This window comes from Aquiflexum gelatinilyticum, assembly GCF_024813435.1.
GTDB lineage: Bacteria > Bacteroidota > Bacteroidia > Cytophagales > Cyclobacteriaceae > Cognataquiflexum > Cognataquiflexum gelatinilyticum.
Genome location: NZ_JANAEZ010000003.1, coordinates 511,926 through 528,753, shown reverse-complemented (window position 1 = coordinate 528,753; position 16,828 = coordinate 511,926). Strand labels below are relative to the sequence as shown.

Annotated in this window: 15 protein-coding genes; 13 read left to right on the top strand and 2 right to left on the bottom strand. The window is 40.9% G+C overall.

The window, feature by feature from the left end:
- Positions 1–140 precede the first annotated feature (140 nt).
- Together NK987_RS10190 and NK987_RS10185 are read left to right on the top strand one after the other, a co-directional pair.
- Positions 141–683 (top strand): Crp/Fnr family transcriptional regulator, encoded by a 543-nt coding sequence (locus NK987_RS10190; protein ID WP_259263751.1) that lies wholly within the window; start codon positions 141–143, stop codon positions 681–683.
- An 89-nt stretch (positions 684–772) separates the two neighbouring features.
- Positions 773–1,681 carry an alpha/beta fold hydrolase gene (locus NK987_RS10185; RefSeq protein WP_259263750.1) on the top strand — a complete coding sequence of 303 codons (909 nt, stop codon included), beginning with the start codon at positions 773–775 and terminating at the stop codon, positions 1,679–1,681.
- 59 nt (positions 1,682–1,740) lie between these two features.
- On the opposite strand, the gene NK987_RS10180 is transcribed toward NK987_RS10185, so the two are convergent.
- Complete coding sequence (locus NK987_RS10180) at positions 1,741–2,334, bottom strand: hypothetical protein (RefSeq protein WP_259263749.1); 594 nt, start codon at positions 2,332–2,334, stop codon at positions 1,741–1,743.
- On the bottom strand, positions 2,324–2,827 hold the full coding sequence (locus tag NK987_RS10175; protein WP_259263748.1) for an RNA polymerase sigma factor: 504 nt from the start codon (positions 2,825–2,827) through the stop codon (positions 2,324–2,326). Before NK987_RS10175 ends, NK987_RS10180 begins: the two co-directional genes overlap by 11 nt.
- Positions 2,828–3,040: 213 nt before the next feature.
- On the opposite strand from NK987_RS10175, the gene NK987_RS10170 reads away from it, so the two are divergent.
- The 11 genes from NK987_RS10170 to NK987_RS10120 all read left to right on the top strand — a co-directional run bounded on the left by NK987_RS10170 (position 3,041) and on the right by NK987_RS10120 (position 16,736).
- Positions 3,041–3,892: a fumarylacetoacetate hydrolase family protein gene (locus tag NK987_RS10170; RefSeq protein ID WP_258424849.1), complete on the top strand. Its 852-nt coding sequence runs from the start codon at positions 3,041–3,043 to the stop codon at positions 3,890–3,892.
- Positions 3,893–3,964: 72 nt separating this feature from the next.
- Positions 3,965–4,744: an L-fucose dehydrogenase gene (locus tag NK987_RS10165; RefSeq protein ID WP_259263747.1), complete on the top strand. Its 780-nt coding sequence runs from the start codon at positions 3,965–3,967 to the stop codon at positions 4,742–4,744.
- Between the two features lie 185 nt (positions 4,745–4,929).
- Positions 4,930–6,225: an L-fucose:H+ symporter permease gene (fucP, locus tag NK987_RS10160; RefSeq protein ID WP_259263746.1), complete on the top strand. Its 1,296-nt coding sequence runs from the start codon at positions 4,930–4,932 to the stop codon at positions 6,223–6,225.
- A gap of 245 nt (positions 6,226–6,470) precedes the next feature.
- Positions 6,471–7,775, top strand: a complete 1,305-nt coding sequence (locus NK987_RS10155) for a hypothetical protein (protein WP_259263745.1) — start codon at positions 6,471–6,473, stop codon at positions 7,773–7,775.
- Positions 7,776–7,856: 81 nt separating this feature from the next.
- Positions 7,857–8,462 (top strand): RNA polymerase sigma-70 factor, encoded by a 606-nt coding sequence (locus NK987_RS10150; protein WP_338021200.1) that lies wholly within the window; start codon positions 7,857–7,859, stop codon positions 8,460–8,462.
- Positions 8,459–9,436 (top strand): FecR family protein, encoded by a 978-nt coding sequence (locus NK987_RS10145; protein ID WP_259263744.1) that lies wholly within the window; start codon positions 8,459–8,461, stop codon positions 9,434–9,436. The genes NK987_RS10150 and NK987_RS10145 overlap by 4 nt, the downstream gene beginning before the upstream one ends.
- On the top strand, positions 9,423–11,129 hold the full coding sequence (locus NK987_RS10140) for a carboxypeptidase-like regulatory domain-containing protein (protein WP_259263743.1): 1,707 nt from the start codon (positions 9,423–9,425) through the stop codon (positions 11,127–11,129). The genes NK987_RS10145 and NK987_RS10140 overlap by 14 nt, the downstream gene beginning before the upstream one ends.
- 154 nt (positions 11,130–11,283) lie before the next feature.
- The gene (locus NK987_RS10135; RefSeq protein ID WP_259263742.1) at positions 11,284–11,976 is read left to right on the top strand and encodes a hypothetical protein; all 693 of its coding nucleotides are present in this window, start codon (positions 11,284–11,286) and stop codon (positions 11,974–11,976) included.
- A 260-nt stretch (positions 11,977–12,236) separates the two neighbouring features.
- On the top strand, positions 12,237–13,472 hold the full coding sequence (locus NK987_RS10130) for a hypothetical protein (RefSeq protein WP_259263741.1): 1,236 nt from the start codon (positions 12,237–12,239) through the stop codon (positions 13,470–13,472).
- Between the two features lie 159 nt (positions 13,473–13,631).
- Positions 13,632–14,237 (top strand): hypothetical protein, encoded by a 606-nt coding sequence (locus NK987_RS10125; RefSeq protein WP_259263740.1) that lies wholly within the window; start codon positions 13,632–13,634, stop codon positions 14,235–14,237.
- 153 nt (positions 14,238–14,390) lie between these two features.
- Positions 14,391–16,736 (top strand): TonB-dependent receptor, encoded by a 2,346-nt coding sequence (locus tag NK987_RS10120; protein ID WP_259263739.1) that lies wholly within the window; start codon positions 14,391–14,393, stop codon positions 16,734–16,736.
- The last annotated feature ends 92 nt before the right edge of the window (positions 16,737–16,828 follow it).

Sequence of the window (16,828 nt, the reverse complement as noted above, 5' to 3'; positions counted from 1 at the left end):
AAGCAATGGATCTCTCATTTCATTCAATCATTCAAATTGGAGGTATATTTTGAATTTCTGTTTTGTCTAACTATTGATTCATTCAAAACCAATTTCTCAAATTATGTCTAAATTAAAGTCTCCAAAAAACATCCTTTACTTTGCTAAATCATTTATCGGCTTCTGACAAAGAACTTCTTTACTCGAGGTTAAAGCCTGTTTTCATCAAAAAAGGAGAATACATAACGCTTCCAGGTCAGGTGCAGGAAAACCTTTATTTGGTGCATTCAGGTGTTCAGATGTCATTTTTTGAAAATGAAAAGAAAATGCATGTTGTTGCTTTTACCTATTCCGGTGACATGTGTGCAGTTCCGGAGTCTTTCTTTTTTCAAAAACCTTCCAGATATGCCATCAAATGTCTTTCAGATTCAGAGATGAATTCAATTTCTTTTTCCGAGTTGAATGCACTTTTTGACGAATCAAGGTCTTTGGAAAGGTTTTTCCGAAAAGCAACTGAATCCGTGCTTTCAGGGGTTATCAACCGGCACCTTGAATTACATACTTTGTCTATCGAAGAGAGGTTTCGTTCTTTTGCAGCAAGAAGCCCCCAGCTTTTCCAGCTAGTTCCCCACAAGTACATTGCTTCATACCTTGGCATCGATCCTACCAACTTCTCAAAGCTTTATAATTCAATAAAAATCTGATCCGTCTGATCGATCTTGGTTTAGACCAAGATTCATTACCCTTCTATTGCGGAAATTTGGAACATACCTAACCTCAATTTCCATTTCAGATGATCACAAATACTCTTACATCATTATCTCCCAATGTCAAAAAGCAGCCGGACTGGCTTGACAAAAATGAATACCCTTTTCCATCCCAATTCTTTGAGATAGGTAATCAAAAACTTCATTTTATCGATGAAGGCAATGGAGAACTTTTGCTTTTTGTCCACGGAACACCCTCATGGAGTTTTGATTTCAGGAATGTCATTAAGGTCATGAGCAAAACCCACCGTTGTATCGCCATCGACCATATCGGTTTTGGTTTGTCGGATAAGCCTAAAGTTTATGATTACAGCACCCAAAACCACAGTAAAACATTGGAGAAATTTATCCTCGAAAAGGATCTTAAAAACATTACCATGATCGCCCATGATTTTGGAGGCCCGATTGGATTAGATGTCGGGATCCGGCATCCCGAAAGGTTCACCGGATTTGTAATTCTCAACTCATGGCTATGGAGCAGTGAAACAAACCCTGATTACATCAAATTGAGGAAAATCCTAAAAAGCCCATTGCTGCCATTTTTATACAGGCAATTAAATTTCTCTCCACGATTAATATTGCCAGGTTCATTTGGAGAGAAAAAACTGAACCGTAAACTAAAGTCACAATACACCAAACCTTTTGCCAACAGTAGCGAAAGATACGGTGCATTGGCTTTTGCACATTCTCTGAGAGATGACCAAGATTGGTTTGAGGAACTTTGGCAAAAGCGGTCCATTATTCAAGATAAACCGGTTTTGTTTATTTGGGGAATGAAAGATCCGGTGATAAAACCCCACAATTTAGAAAAATTTGAAAGTGGATTTCCAAATCATCGGACTCTCAAGATCGCCTCTGCCGGTCATTTTCCACAGGAAGAAGAACCGGAACAAGTTATCCATGGAATAAATGATTGGCTGAAAGGGAATAAATAAAGCCCAAGCTTTAAAACGAGGGCTTTTATTCTCCACAGAACTATTAATGGTATGAATATTTATTCATTTACCTCTGTCAACAACTTTTCGGTAGCCTTCAATTTTCTATTGTAATATTTGAGAACCCAATAAGAAAAGCCCAAAAAGAACATTATTCCCAAGGGAAAATACAGCATCCAGAACAGCGAAGAAAACTCAATGCTTTTATCCTGAATTGCCATTAAAACCGGAACCCCAATTACCATCAGAAACATCCCCAAAGAAACATTAAGCTTCTGAAGTTTTTGAAATCTGATTTTTTGCTTTCCAAAGACTTGTAAGGCTTCAAGATAACTATGGGATGATAAATTGATTTTTCTCATCGCTCTGACGGATTGAAGGGAAATGATGGGAAGAATCAAGAGCAAAGCAATCGAAATCACCCCAAAAAACTGAATCAGGGGTTCGTCAAGTTTGGGGACATTTACTGATAAGTATGCTGCACCCAAATAGCAGATGATGGTTCCAATGTATTCAGGAAGTGCTATTTTTTTTATGTTGCTCTGGTATTGGTCTTTTGTCATTTTTTCTATGATTTGTTGGTTAAGTATTTCTTGTTTTTCTACCTTTTTGCTCAAGTCATTCCATGCTAGCTTCATTTCTTCAAGTTCCATAATCGTTGTTTTTTTTGATTTGAGATTTAAGTTTTTCTTTGATTCGGGATATTTTCGTTCCCACATTACTGGTCGATATTCCGACAATTTCTGCAATTTCCTCGTGGGATTTTCCTTCGAGGAAAAGGAGGATAATGCCTTTATCAAGAAGATTCAATTGTTGGATCTGCTCATACAGAAGCTTAATTCTTTCCTCCTCAACTTTGTCATCTTCCGCTATTAAACTCTCCATTTCGAATTCAAAAGGAATGGTATCCGGCCTTTTTTTGGTTTTCTTCAGATGGAAAATGGCAGTATTGAGGGCTACCCTGTACATCCATGTACTGAGTTTTGATTGTTCTTGGAAGCTGCCGAAGGATTTCCAAACCTGATAGACTATTTCCTGATACAGGTCTTTTCTGTCCTGTTTTTCATCTGTATAAAGCGTCGTGATTTTGTATATCAGACCTTCATTGGCTTTAATGACTTTGGTAAAATGCTCTTTTATATCCATCAAGAATCAATCTTCACTGCATTAGTATGTCAAGTTTCAAAAAAATCACAAATGAGAAGGAATATTTTTTGTCATATGCCAACATATGATTGATATTGGTCATTATCGGCTATCTCAGCTATTTTCCAATCTTTTATTTTTGGTTGTAGGAAAAACCCAAAACCTGCTAACTTTAAAACTTTGTAACCTTATCAACCTAATAACCTCAAATACATGAAACTTATTCGCTTTGGAGAAACAGGAAAAGAAAAACCGGGAATCGTTGCATCTAATGGAAAATGGCTGGACTGCAGCGGTTTTGGTGAAGATTGGTCAGAAGAATTTTTAGAAAACAATGGTCTAGAAAGATTGCAATCATGGCTTGAATCAAATATTCATAACCTTCAGGAAATCAGTGATAAAACACGTTTTGGTTCACCAATCAAAAGACCATCGAAAATCATTTGCGTGGGATTAAATTATTCCCTCCATGCCAAAGAAAGCGGCATGCCTGTTCCCGAGGTTCCTATACTTTTTATGAAAGCAACCTCGTCACTTTGTGGTCCTTTTGATCCGATTTTGATTCCGAGAAATTCCACCAAAACAGATTGGGAGGTTGAGTTGGCAGTGGTAATCGGCAAGAAAGCAACCTATGTATCCAAAGAAGATGCGATGGATTATGTGGCCGGTTATGTCCTTCACAACGATGTCAGCGAAAGGGATTTTCAATTGCATCATGGTGGTCAGTGGGTCAAAGGGAAAAGTGCTGACCACTTTGCTCCTCTCGGCCCTTATTTGGTCACCAAAGATGAAATCTCCGATCCACACAACCTGCGACTTTGGCTCAAAGTCAATGGCGAAACCATGCAGGACAGCAATACCTCAGACTTAGTTTTTGACATTCCAACATTGGTTTCATACATCAGCCAATACATGACATTGTTACCTGGAGATGTGATTTCGACGGGAACACCTTCCGGCGTAGGATTGGGACTAAAACCTCCACGCTATCTTAATGCCGGAGATGTGGTCGAATTGGGAATTGATGGATTGGGAACGGCGAGGCAGGTTGCAGAGCAAGCTTAAATAATTCAGAATTAAAAATTCAGAATTATGAATTAGCTAATGCTATAATCTCAAATCCTCATTAACTAGACTATGAATCTCAACATCAACCAAAAAGTATATCTCGTTTCCGGTGGGGCAAAAGGGATTGGCGGTGCCATCAGCAAAGTTTTGGCTGAGGAAGGTGCCTATCCCGTCATCATCGATCCGTCTGTGAAAGAAGGCCAAAACCTTGTTTTTGAATTTGAGTCAAATGGAGGAAAGGCGCTTCATATACCAAGAAGGCTGACAGATTCCAATGCGGCAAAAGAAGCCGTGGAAATGGCTTTTCAGAAGTTTGGAAGGATAGATGGCGTGATCAATAATGCCGGTGTCAATGATGGAATCGGCTTGGAAAAAGGCTCTCCCGAAGCTTTCAGGGCATCTGTTGAAAAAAACCTGGGCCATTATTACGATCTGGTGCACTATGCACTTCCGCACCTCAAAGCTTCAAAAGGAAGCATTGTCAATATCAGCAGCAAAACCGCAGTCACCGGACAGGGAAATACAAGTGGCTATACTGCGGCAAAAGGCGGCCAATTGTCCCTGACAAGAGAATGGGCCGTAGAACTCCTCAAATACGGCATCCGGGTCAATGCGGTAATTCCTGCTGAAGTCATGACACCATTATATGAAAGTTGGCTGAAGACATTTGACAATCCGGAAGATAAATTGAACGAGATTCAAAAAAGGATTCCTTTAGAAAAAAGAATGACCACACCCCGTGAAATCGCTGATATGGTGGTTTTCTTATTATCAGACCGCTCTTCCCACACCACCGGACAACTGGTATATGTAGATGGTGGGTATACGCATTTGGATAGGGCATTGTAAGTAGGAAGTAGGAAGTAGGAAGTATCGAGTAATAAAGTAACAATGATCAAGAATTCATTTCAAGAAAAAGGCCTAAATTCCTATCCAAGCAATGTATTGAAAATCAGTTAACCAATTAATCTTTAACCAATTAATCAATAACCCAATAACAAATAACCTCTAACCAATTAACCTTTAACCACAAAATGCCCAAAGCCACACTTCTCCCAAAAGCCCTCCTCCTCCCCTTTATCTTGATTACTTCTTTGTTTGCGTTGTGGGGATTTGCCAACGACATTACCAATCCTATGGTGGCAGCATTCAAACGGGTTTTGGAATTGAACAACGTTCAAGCATCCTTGGTGCAGATGGCTTTTTATGGAGGCTACTTTACTATGGCACTTCCTGCGGCGCTTTTTATCAAGAAATACAGTTACAAAACAGGGGTTTTGATCGGAATGGGATTGTACGCATTTGGTGCTTTGCTTTTCTACCCTGCGGCTGCTTGGGAAAGCTATTTCTTCTTTTTACTTGCTCTTTATATACTGACGTTCGGATTGGCTTTTTTGGAAACTACCGCCAATCCTTATGTGCTGTCCATGGGTTCAGAGGAAACTGCAACCCAAAGACTGAACCTTGCACAGGCTTTTAACCCAATGGGCGCTTTGGCAGGTCTTTTTGTGGCCAAGGAATTTATCCTCAATGCACTCCAATCCAACAATACAGATGCTGCAGGAAACATTATCTATGATACTTTGGATGAATCTGCCAAAGCCATCGTCCGTACCAATGACCTGATGGTAATCCGAAACCCTTATGTGATGTTGGGATTGGTGGTCATCGTTTTGGGATTGGTCATTGCCTTTGCCAAAATGCCTGAAAGCAAAACCAATAATGGCAAACTTGACTTTTGGCCTTCCATGAAACGGCTTTCCAAGCAAAAGCAATTCGTGGAAGGGGTCTTGGCACAGATGTTTTATGTCGGGGCGCAGATTATGGTTTGGACCTATATCTACCAATATGCCGAAGCCATGGGAATTGACAATGCATCAGCTGTCAATTATGCTTACGCGGCTTTGATCCTGTTTTTGGTGGGAAGGTGGATCTGTACATTTTTGTTCAGGTACTTCCCTCCTGCCAAATTGCTGTTCTATTTCTCAGTTTTGGCGGGAGCTTTCACACTTGGTGCTATGTTTATTGAGGGGATTTATGGGCTTTATTCTTTGGTGGGAATCTCCTTTGCCATGTCGCTGATGTTTCCAACTATTTATGGAATTGCATTGGAAGGGTTGGGGGAAGATGGGAAATATGGCGCGGCCTTTTTGGTAATGGCCATTGTGGGCGGCGCAATCATGCCGACACTTCAGGGAGTAATCTTGGATTTTGGAGGCCCTGCCTATGATGACATCCTGATCATGGGGGTAACGGAAGTCAATTTCTCTTTCGTACTGCCTTTGGTTTGTTTTGTGGTGGTTGGGGTTTTTGGGTTTAGGAGAAAATAAAAATTTTATCACGCAAAGACGCGAAGGCGCAAAGGAAGAGAAAAGGGAATATCCCACTAAGGCACGAAAACACGAAGAAAATTTACAATATTTTAGCTTCGGTGGTTGTTGAAGAGCAATATTCCCTGATTAACTATTTTTTAGTCATTCGGTCATTTTTTTTCAATTCAATAATTTGGGCTGAAATCTTTCATATTTTCATTCCTTCTGTTTTTTCAATATTTTGAGCAATTAATCTCATGCTCATGCAAGAAACAACCACAAATTGGTCACTATATGGAAGAATATCCTTCCGTTTCGCTTTCATTTATTACCTGATCTATTTCAATCCACTCGGATTAATAAGTGGAATTCCGGGAATGTATTATTTGACCGAAGCAATCAATTACCCCTTAGATATTTTTATCCATTGGTTTAATGACAATTTCCTCCATATCAGAAAAGAATTGGTTCCAATGGGTGGAAGCGGTGATACTAGCTATGGTTGGGCGCAACTTTATTCCTTCCTATTCATAGCATGTATCGGCGCTTTGATTTGGTCAATTTTGGATTATAAAAAAACAGGCTACCCCAAGCTCCACTATTGGCTTTGCATATTGCTTCGTTACAGTCTTGCGGGAATTGCATTTACTTATGGGATTTTGAAAGTCTTTGCCATGCAGATGTATTTTCCAAACATGAGTCAATTGGCAACACCGCTAGGAGATTACCTGCCGATGCGGTTTTCATGGCTGTTTATTGGTTATAGTACGCCATATCAAATGTTTTCGGGTGTAGCGGAAGTTTTGGTGGCAGTGCTTTTGGTATGGCGGAGGACGGCACTCTTGGGATCATTATTGGCAGTCGGGGTATTTACCAATGTCGCCATGCTCAACCTCACTTATGACATTCCGGTCAAAATATATTCCTTAAACCTATTAGTTGCTTCAATATTTTTGGTTTGGCAAGAAAGGTCCAGGCTGTTGGGATTTTTTCTCCAAAACCAAACGGTGGCACCCTCCACGCTTTTTGAAATGCATTGGCCCAAAAAATGGCAACGCATTGGCCGGATTGTTTTAAAATCAGTCTTTATTATTTTGAGTTTTGGTTTAGGCACCTACAATTATTATCAATATTATGTCCAATTCCACGAAGAAAACACCAAAATCTTTGAACCTATTCAGCCCGGTATGTACCATGTTGAGTTGTTTGTAAAAAACGGCGATACCATTCCCGAAAGTCTCGCTGATTCATTGAGATGGCGGGATATAATCTTTGATTACAATGGTTCAGGCAGTCTTTCTGCTCAGGACTCCAGTCTGAGGATGAGATATGGAAGGGCCTATTTCAGTTATTTGCCGGACAGTTTAGGAACTCAATTGGAATGGAGGTTGTCAAGCTGGGACAGTTTGCCAATGGTAACTTTCAAAATGCAAATGCCTCAAGAGGACAAAATAATTTTGACAGGAAAAAAAGAAGAGGATTCGCTTTATGTGGTTTTAAAAAAACTCAAGCGCCATTTTCCACTGACAGAGAGGCAATTCCATTGGATCAGCGAAGCAAACAGATAATCAAGCGAAATATATTTTTATTCTGTATAGGGGTAAACAGGTTTTCAGGTTTCTTTTTATATAAAGACCCAATATCTTAACTTGCACGAAAGCATTGGATTTTTCATGCAGGCGACAGACCAACAGGTTTTTTCTAACATTCAATCCGGAGATACTGCCTCATTTGAGATGCTGTTCAAAACCCATTATAATCCCCTTTGCCGCTTTGCATTGTCCTTTCTCAAGGATCCGGATGATGCTGAAGAAACAGTTCAGGCTGTTTTTATTGGCTTTTGGGAAAAGAAAAAAACCATTCAGGTAGACACTTCTCTGAAATCTTACTTATACAGAAGTGTCCGAAATGCCTGTCTCAATGAGATCAAAAGGCAGAAAGTCCGAAAGTTGCACGCTGATTCCCTTCAAGCAGAAGGCGAACCTCAAAGCCAGCCTTCTGACCATCTGGCAATCCGAAAAGAGTTGGAGACCAAAATCCAGGACGCCTTGGAAACCCTACCTGAGCAATGCAGGTTGATCTTCAAAATGAGCAGGTTTGAAGAACTCAAATACCATGAAATCGCCGCCCAGTTGCAATTGTCAGTCAAAACAGTTGAAAATCAAATGGGCAAAGCATTGAAACTGATGCGCGCACAATTGAAAGACTATATTCCATTGATCACCATCTTGATAGGAAGGCTGTTGGAACCATGAACGAAAATATAGAACATATCGAAGACCTGATCGGCAAATTCATTGTCGGTGAAGCTTCCGAGACTGAAATCCTGGAGCTTGGGGAATGGTGTGCGCTTTCGGCTGAAAACCAAAAATACCTGGATGATGCCAAGCTGATTTATGAAAAAGCCCAGTTGCCGGGCAAGGAGGAATTTGATGCAGATGCTGCTTGGGAAAAGGTTCAAAATCAGATTCATGGGAAAGATAAGAAACCATGGTTCATTTTTCCGACATGGGGAATTGCAGCTGGACTGATTCTGGTCTTTGGTTTGACTTTCATTTTTTATTCCATCATCCAGTCTTCTCAAAGCCAAGAATTCGAATTCACAGCCGATTTGACTGTAGTAACCCAAAAGATGCCTGATCTGACTGAAATATCTTTGAACAAGAACTCGGATGTCAGGGTCGATTACAACGAAAGAAAAAAAACCGGAACCATTCATTTGTCCGGTGAAGCTTTGATCAATATCCCGGATTCCAAAAAAGTCAATTGGACTGTTCAGGCAGGTGAACTGCATGTTGATGATATCGGTACAGTATTTCATGTCAAAGCTTTCCCGGACAGTGCCATTGTGGAAGTTACAGTTCAGGAAGGAATGGTCCGGTTTTACAAGGATGACGTAGAAGGTATTACGCTCTCAGCCGGGGAAAAAGGAATCTATGACAAAGACCTGAATACTTTTTCCAAGTTGGAGGCAGATCCGAATGTAGCAGCATTTGTCACCAAATCTTTTGATTTTCAGGAAGAAGAACTCGGTAAGGTTTTGGCCAGTCTTTCTTCAGTATACGGAAGGAAAATTGTAATGGAGGGCGATATTTCCGGTTGTAGGTTGACAGTTAATTTTGAAAATGAAGAACTGAATACCATTCTTGAAATAATCGGAGAGACACTTGGTCTTGAAGTCATAGATGAAGGTTCCCAAATCAAAATCTCCGGGGATGGCTGCTTTTAAATTTCCTCTTTTCACCAAAGAAAAGGACTTCCGTTTTGTACTTTTCTTGCCTTTCCTTCTTTTCATTTCCTCCACATCTTTTGGACAGCAGATTCCTGTTTTGGAAAAAAAGGTTTCCATTTCGGCCAAAAACGAACCCCTGGAAACTTTCCTCCGTCGCTTATCCCATGAGTCAGGAACGGTCTTTTCCTACAGTTCTTCTGCAATCAATGTAAACAGAAATGTGACTGCAGAGTTTTCAAACATCCCTTTGCGGGAAGCTTTGGAAACTGTGTTGGAAGGGAAAGTGGATATCAAGCAAAAAGGTGTTTATGTCATATTGACTCCAAAACCAGATTCGCCAAAGGACATTGTCATTAGCGGATATATTAGGGATGAAAATACAGGAAAGCCGGTGCGGGATGCGACTGTCTATGACCCCATTACATTGAAGTCTTCCTTGACAGACGAATTCGGGTATTTTCAGCTTTCGGTGAAAAATCCCGCCGAGGATCTCAAATTGGTAATCAATAGTCAGTCCTACTCCGACACACTTTTGATAGACGAAAAACAACCCACTTTCCAAAAGATTCTCCTCAAATCAAAGGAAATTGACTTTGAAGAAGTAGGCAAAAGCATAGCAGAACCTATGAAGGACTTTTGGGTATGGACAAAGAAATCTGTGGCCTTCACCAATATGGATAACATGAGCGATACCCTGCACCGGGGATTTCAGCTTTCCTTAGTGCCTTTTGTCAGCACCAACAGGAAGTTGGCGGGAAGTGTGGTCAATGATTTTTCCTTCAATATTTTGGGCGGTTTTTCGGGAGGAACGAACAAGGCTGAATTTGGGGGTTTGTTTAACCTCAACCATGGAAATGTTAAGTCAGTACAAATGGCAGGGCTATTGAATCAGGTCAGCGGTACGGTCAAAGGTGTCCAGATGGCGGGTTTATCCAATTTTGTTTTGGACTCAGTAAATTCCGTTCAAGCTGCAGGATTGGTGAATTTCACCACAGGAAATGTCAAAGGCCTTCAGATGGCAGGTCTGATGAATGTGGGCACATCAAACTTTCAGGGATTTCAATTGGCCGGGCTTGCCAATTATGCCAACAGGGATGTTGATGGTGTGCAGATGGCAGGTTTATTGAATGTGGGACGCAATGTCAAAGGAACACAGATCGGACTTTTCAATTATGCGGACAGCGTACAAGGAGCGCAGTTCGGGTTAATCAGTTTTGTAAGGAAAGGATACCATCAGGTTGAGATTGGTGCGGATGAAATGTTGCCTTTAAATCTTGCACTCCGGACGGGAACAAGGTCATTTTACAATATACTTTTCGCGGGATTGAGGACAGACAGTTCTGACTCTACGACATGGGCTTTTGGCTATGGAATAGGCACTTCCCCTGCTTTGGGCAAGAAAACCCATCTGAATATCGAACTGAGTGCCCAACAAATGAACAAAGGCTATGTCTCGGCTTTGAACCTTGTCAACAGACTTTACATCGGGCTGGAAATTCGCCTGGCAAATAAAATCCATTTCTTCGCCGGACCAAGTTTGAATCTAAGGGTGTACGACAGCACTTATGCTGACCATCCTCCACTTTTTACTTACACCAATCCAAGAATCATTTCTGAAAGCAGCTATCCCTCTGAAAATATTGCCACACAATTGTGGATTGGCGGAAGAGGGGGATTCAGGTTTTTTTGAGTTGGATTAAATAATATATGCGAAAATAAATCTGAAAATTATTTATAAAGAACCAGCATTAAAAGCTATTATTTGGAAACAATATCTTCAAAGAAATTATTAGGGGTATATTAATCGGATTATTTTATTTTCTTTAATTCTAAATTTAAATCCAATGAAAATTGAAGACAAAAGGTTTATTCTTAGAAAGGTTTATTTTTTCATCTTTGTCTTTAGCTTTTTTTCTTGTTCCGAAAAATCAAAAATCAGTACTAAAATAAAGCAGGTTGAAAGTCAAGACACAATTATTGTAAGGCAGATTTATGATGTCTCAAAATTTAATTACAGCCTTTCCTCAAAGTCAATCAGTTATTATTCGATAAGTGGTAAAGATACCTTAGACATTTCAATTGGAGTAAATGAATCCAAAACCTCGGGCGAGGTAAATATTGATTTTCGAAATAATAAATCTATAATGTTCAAAGATTTACTAAAGAAATTTGATAGATTTTTGCCATTTGTAAAGGAGGATTTTGACTTAACAAGAATCGAAAGTCTAGTTTTTGATCCACCAATTTTTTATCAAGACATTTGTATTCAATTATCTAGGGATTATAAATTAAAATATGGACGAAAAAATATTGACGTCCTGACCCAAAAGGAATTCTTAATGGAAACCAAATTAAAATCAAGCATAGACAGTGTTTTTTTGCCCTATAAAAAGAAAGTCAAATGGATATCAATTGAAAAATTTCATCTTTTTGAAAAGGAGCATTATGATGAATATTTAAATATTGACTTTTCAGCTTATCCTGATTTTGCAATCGACGGAATTATGTTAAATGTTCAATTGACAGAAAACCAATAACTTCACAAAATTCCAAGAAGTCCATTTGTTGAGTAAAAACCGTTTAAATTCCATTAATCATTTCCAAAAAGCCCAAAAAGGACGGGATCACTTATCTTCCAAAAATATTTCGTCCATTCATTGCTTAGTTGTACTTTCCCGATCGAATTTTCAAAATTTTTTCCCTTCTTCCGTCTTCTGTCTTTTTTAAAAAATTTTTTCATTTCGCATAGGGGTGTCTTTGGTTTCGCTTGTCATAGGATTGAAACTAATCCAAAGACATGAATACCATAAGCAAAATCTTAGCAACAGCGGCTTTCTTCTCCCTTTCTCCCGTAGAAACCAAAGCCCTTTCTGGTCATGAAAAAAACCCGACCGATAGCCTCGAAAAGGTGGATTCGAAGATTTCATTTCACCGCTTCGGTGAAAAAATCGGCAAATTAAAATTCAAGCCATTTAGCGTAAATCCTGAGGATACCACCATCGTATCTGTACAGTTTGCATTTGTTCCTTTCGTCGGGACGAATGGCACCCAATCCGGAAACATGATCAATGATGTTTCCTTTAACCTGCTCGGAGGATATTCTGCGGGAACCCGTGCTTTTGAAATGGCAGGACTTTTCAATATCAACCGTGGCGACATGACCGGCGTGCAGTTGGCAGGCCTATTCAATCAGGTAGGTGGAAAAGTCGACGGGGTACAGTTGGCCGGTCTGATCAACTCCAATCTACAATCTGTCAAAGGAGTCCAATTGGCAGGATTGACCAATTTTACCACAGGTGAAGTAGAAGGTGTACAGCTTGCCGGATTGGCTAATTTCTCACCCAAATCAGTCAAAGGAGTTCAAATTGCAGGCCTAGCCAATTTCTCAGGGAAAAACACCGAAGGCTCACAGATCGCCGGTTTGGCGAATTTCACTCCCCATGAAGTCAAAGGATCGCAAGTAGGAACATTTAATTATGGAGGTAAAGTCAATGGCTTTCAGCTTGGTGTGATCAACTATGCCGATAGCATGAGCGGGGTTCCGGTGGGTCTGATCAGCTTTGTCCGCTCAGGTTATCATACGGTCGAGTTTGGAGTCAATGAAGTCCTTCCTCTCAATATTGCATTGCGAACAGGAAAGAGAGAATTCTATAACATCCTATTTGCAGGTATAAGACCAGAAATCAACAAAGATGTCACTTGGGCATTTGGTTATGGCGTAGGAACTTCTCCAAGATTGGGAAAAAAAACTTTCCTGAATGTAGAAGTCAGTTCCGAACAACTGAACAAAGGAGAAGTCCAAGCACTCAATCTGATCAACAAACTCTATGTCGGAGGGGATTATCAGGTGGCGAAAAAGTTGGCCTTATTTGCCGGACCGACGATTAATTTCAGGGTATTTGACGATTCCTTTGATGGCCATCCTGAACTTTTTACCTATACCAAAACACAAATCCGAAATGAAAGGGCCCATCCTGAAAACATCTCCAGTCAATGGTGGTGGGGATTCAGAGCTGGATTTAGATTTTTTTAACTGATATCCCTTATTAATAGAAAAATCAAAAAATCAGATAGGGGTAAAATTCCTTTGAATTGTCATTAAAATAGAAGCTAAACCAACTGCAGAAGCTGCCCGGCTCAAATGAGCTTGGGTAGACCATCTGCCTCAAAAAACAATAACACTTAAAACAAAATGAAAAAGCTATTCACCATTATTATCGCATTACTTATTGTCCAAGCGGCATATAGCCAAGAAGCCGACAGATTTAGATTTCAAATGGACCTCGGAGCTGCTGCTCCAAAAGGAGGGGGAATCGGAGCATTGGTAAATTTTGAACCACAAATTCTCGTTAGAAGAAACCTCGCCTTGGGTGTGAGAATGGGTGTAGCAGGACTTGCCAAAGACATTGTCTATTATGACATTCCGGATGATTACACCGGAGAATTAGGCGCAAATGCATCCATTTCCGGTACTGCAAATTATTATTTCAACTACGGAAAAGGAAAAGCGGCACCCTATATCGGTGGCGGTTTTGGGTACTACACCATGAGCAATGTCAACATTGAAAGCACCAATATCGATGAGGATGACTTGGGAGACCTGAGGGCGAACTTTGCCTGGGCTCCAATGATTAGAGCCGGCGTGGAACTGGGGAAATTCAGGTTAGGCGCTGAATATAATTTTGTCCCTAAAAGCGACCTCCAAAACATCAACGGAGAAGTAATCGGTCAAGCCACCAATGAATACTTCGGGTTTACGATTGGCTACTTTGTTGGTGGTGGAAAATGGGGAAGGTAATCTGAATCAGTTCACCTGCTTCTCAGGAAGCAGGGTTCAAATTTTCCTCGCTTGATATCCTCGTTCTTCGGCTTCTCCAATAGCAGAACTCATTTATCCAGTTAACCTGCATCTCCGGAATCAGGAAAACTACCTGTTAACTAAACCAACATTATGCATTCATTTACAAAAATCCTTGCCCTGATTTTTTTATTCGGGCTCCATTCGCTGCAAGCACAGACTTTGACCCAAACCATAAGGGGAAAAGTCGTAGACCAAGTCACCAAGTTTCCAATGCCAGGTGCAACAGTCATGATCTTGGGGACTGACCCTTTGATGGGTACTGTGACAGATTCTGATGGCTATTTCAAAATGACACAGGTTCCAGTTGGAACACATTCCCTAAGGGTCAGTTTCGTTGGATACCAGGATTTGATTTTGCCTCAGGTGGCAGTAAATTCCGGAAAAGAGGTTGTCCTTGATCTGAATCTGGAAGAAGAATTCAATCAGATTGAGGAAGTGGTAGTCCTTGCCAATGAAAAAGACAGGACCGTCAATGACATGATTGCAGTGAGTGGAAGGACATTTTCGGTAGAGGAAACAAGGAAATTTGCGGCAGCAGTGAATGATCCTGCAAGGATGGCGGCTTCTTTTTCGGGAGTTGTGAGTGCAGACGACGGCAACAACAACATCTCCATCCGGGGCAACAGCCCGAATGGCCTGCTGTGGAGAATGGAAGGAATCGACATTCCAAACCCAAACCACTTCGTCAATCCCGGAACTTCAGGAGGCGGTGTTTCCATTCTCAGCGCACAGTTATTGGCCAACTCTGATTTCATCACAGGAGCATTTCCTGCGGAATATGGAAATGCACTTTCAGGAGCATTTGACCTGAACCTCCGGAAAGGAAACAATGAAAAACGGGAATTCACAATTCAGGCCGGCTTTTTGGGAACTGATGTTTCAGCTGAAGGACCCATGGCCAAAGATTACAAAGGATCTTACCTGATCAATTACCGATACTCTACCCTTTCCTTACTTTCCAAAATCGGGGTTCCGTTGGGAGACTTTGTGACTGACTTTCAGGACCTGTCTTTCAACTTTTATCTTCCGACAGGAGAAAAAAGTGCAATTTCAATATTTGGTTTTGGGGGATTGAGTAATCAAAAAAGTGAAGCCGAAAAGGATTCCCTGACTTGGACGGGAGAATTTGACAGGTTGAATTCTACTTTTTTTTCAAACACAGGCGCGGTAGGGATCAAGCACGCCTACATGATCAATAAATCAAATTTCCTCCAAACCACGGTCCTCGCATCTGGAAATGGAATTGGGGACAAGGCTGAACGGCTCAATGGAGAATACCAAACTGAAGAAAGGTATTATGAGAATTTCTCCCAGTCCAAAATCACTTTCAGCTCGGTTTTGAATACCAAGCTATCAGCGAAAAGTAACCTGCGAAGCGGCTTTTTCCTCAACCACCTCCAATATAACCTCTTCGAAAAAGGCTATGATGAAAGCCTGGGGCAATTGGTCACAAATATTGATGCCCAAGGGGCTACCCAAAGTATTCAGGCATTTTCCCAGCTCAATCTCAGGGCCACCGAGCGTCTCAGCTTCAATGTCGGCGTGCATTACCTCCAACTCTTGCTCAACAATTCCAATTCTCTTGAACCGAGGCTCAGCGCTTCCTATGAAATCGATGAAAAGCAACGGGTCAGTTTGGGCTACGGTCTCCACAGTCAGGTGCAGCCTTTGGGAACGTACTTTGCCAAACAGGAAGAAAACGGGATCACCTCACTTCCCAATAAAAATCTTGGTCTGAGCAAATCCCATCATCTGGTTTTGGGCTATGACCGGTCTCTGAATCCATACCTCCGCATGAAAATCGAAACCTATTACCAGCATTTGTTTGATATTCCTGTCAAACCGGGCGAAGATCAGACCTATTCCATCATCAACCAACAGTGGTCATTTATGACTGATCCATTGGTAAATAGCGGATTTGGTAAAAACTACGGGGCAGAATTCACCTTGGAGCAGTTTACGCACAAAGGCCTGTACTTCTTGGTCTCAGGTTCTGTGTATAACTCTCTTTATAAAACGGAGGAAAATAAATGGAGAAATACCAGATTCAATGGCAAAGCAAACCTCGCCATCACCGCAGGAAAAGAATACAATTGGAAAAAGAACCGGGTTTTTGGCATGAACCTACGGACGATATATGGAGGCGGTTTGTGGAATACCCCGATTGATTTGGATGCTTCTATTTCAAGCGGAGAGACAGTTTTGTTGGAGCAATATGCCTTTGAGGAACAAAATCCTGCTTACTTCAGGACCGACCTTAGGCTCAGTCTGAAACGCAACAGACCAAAATCCACAAGAACCCTCGCCCTAGACATCCAAAATGTAACCAATAAGGCCAATGTCTTTGGCAGCTACTTTGAACCCATGGAAGGTGTTATCAAAACAGCCTATCAGACACCCCTGATTCCTATATTGAGTTATAGGGTGGAGTTTTGAGAGGAAGGGATCCTTCCGCTTCAATTATTTGAAATCAATAAACATTTATGAATTACCTTAATTTTTACCATTTTAAAATAGGCTATTTTAGG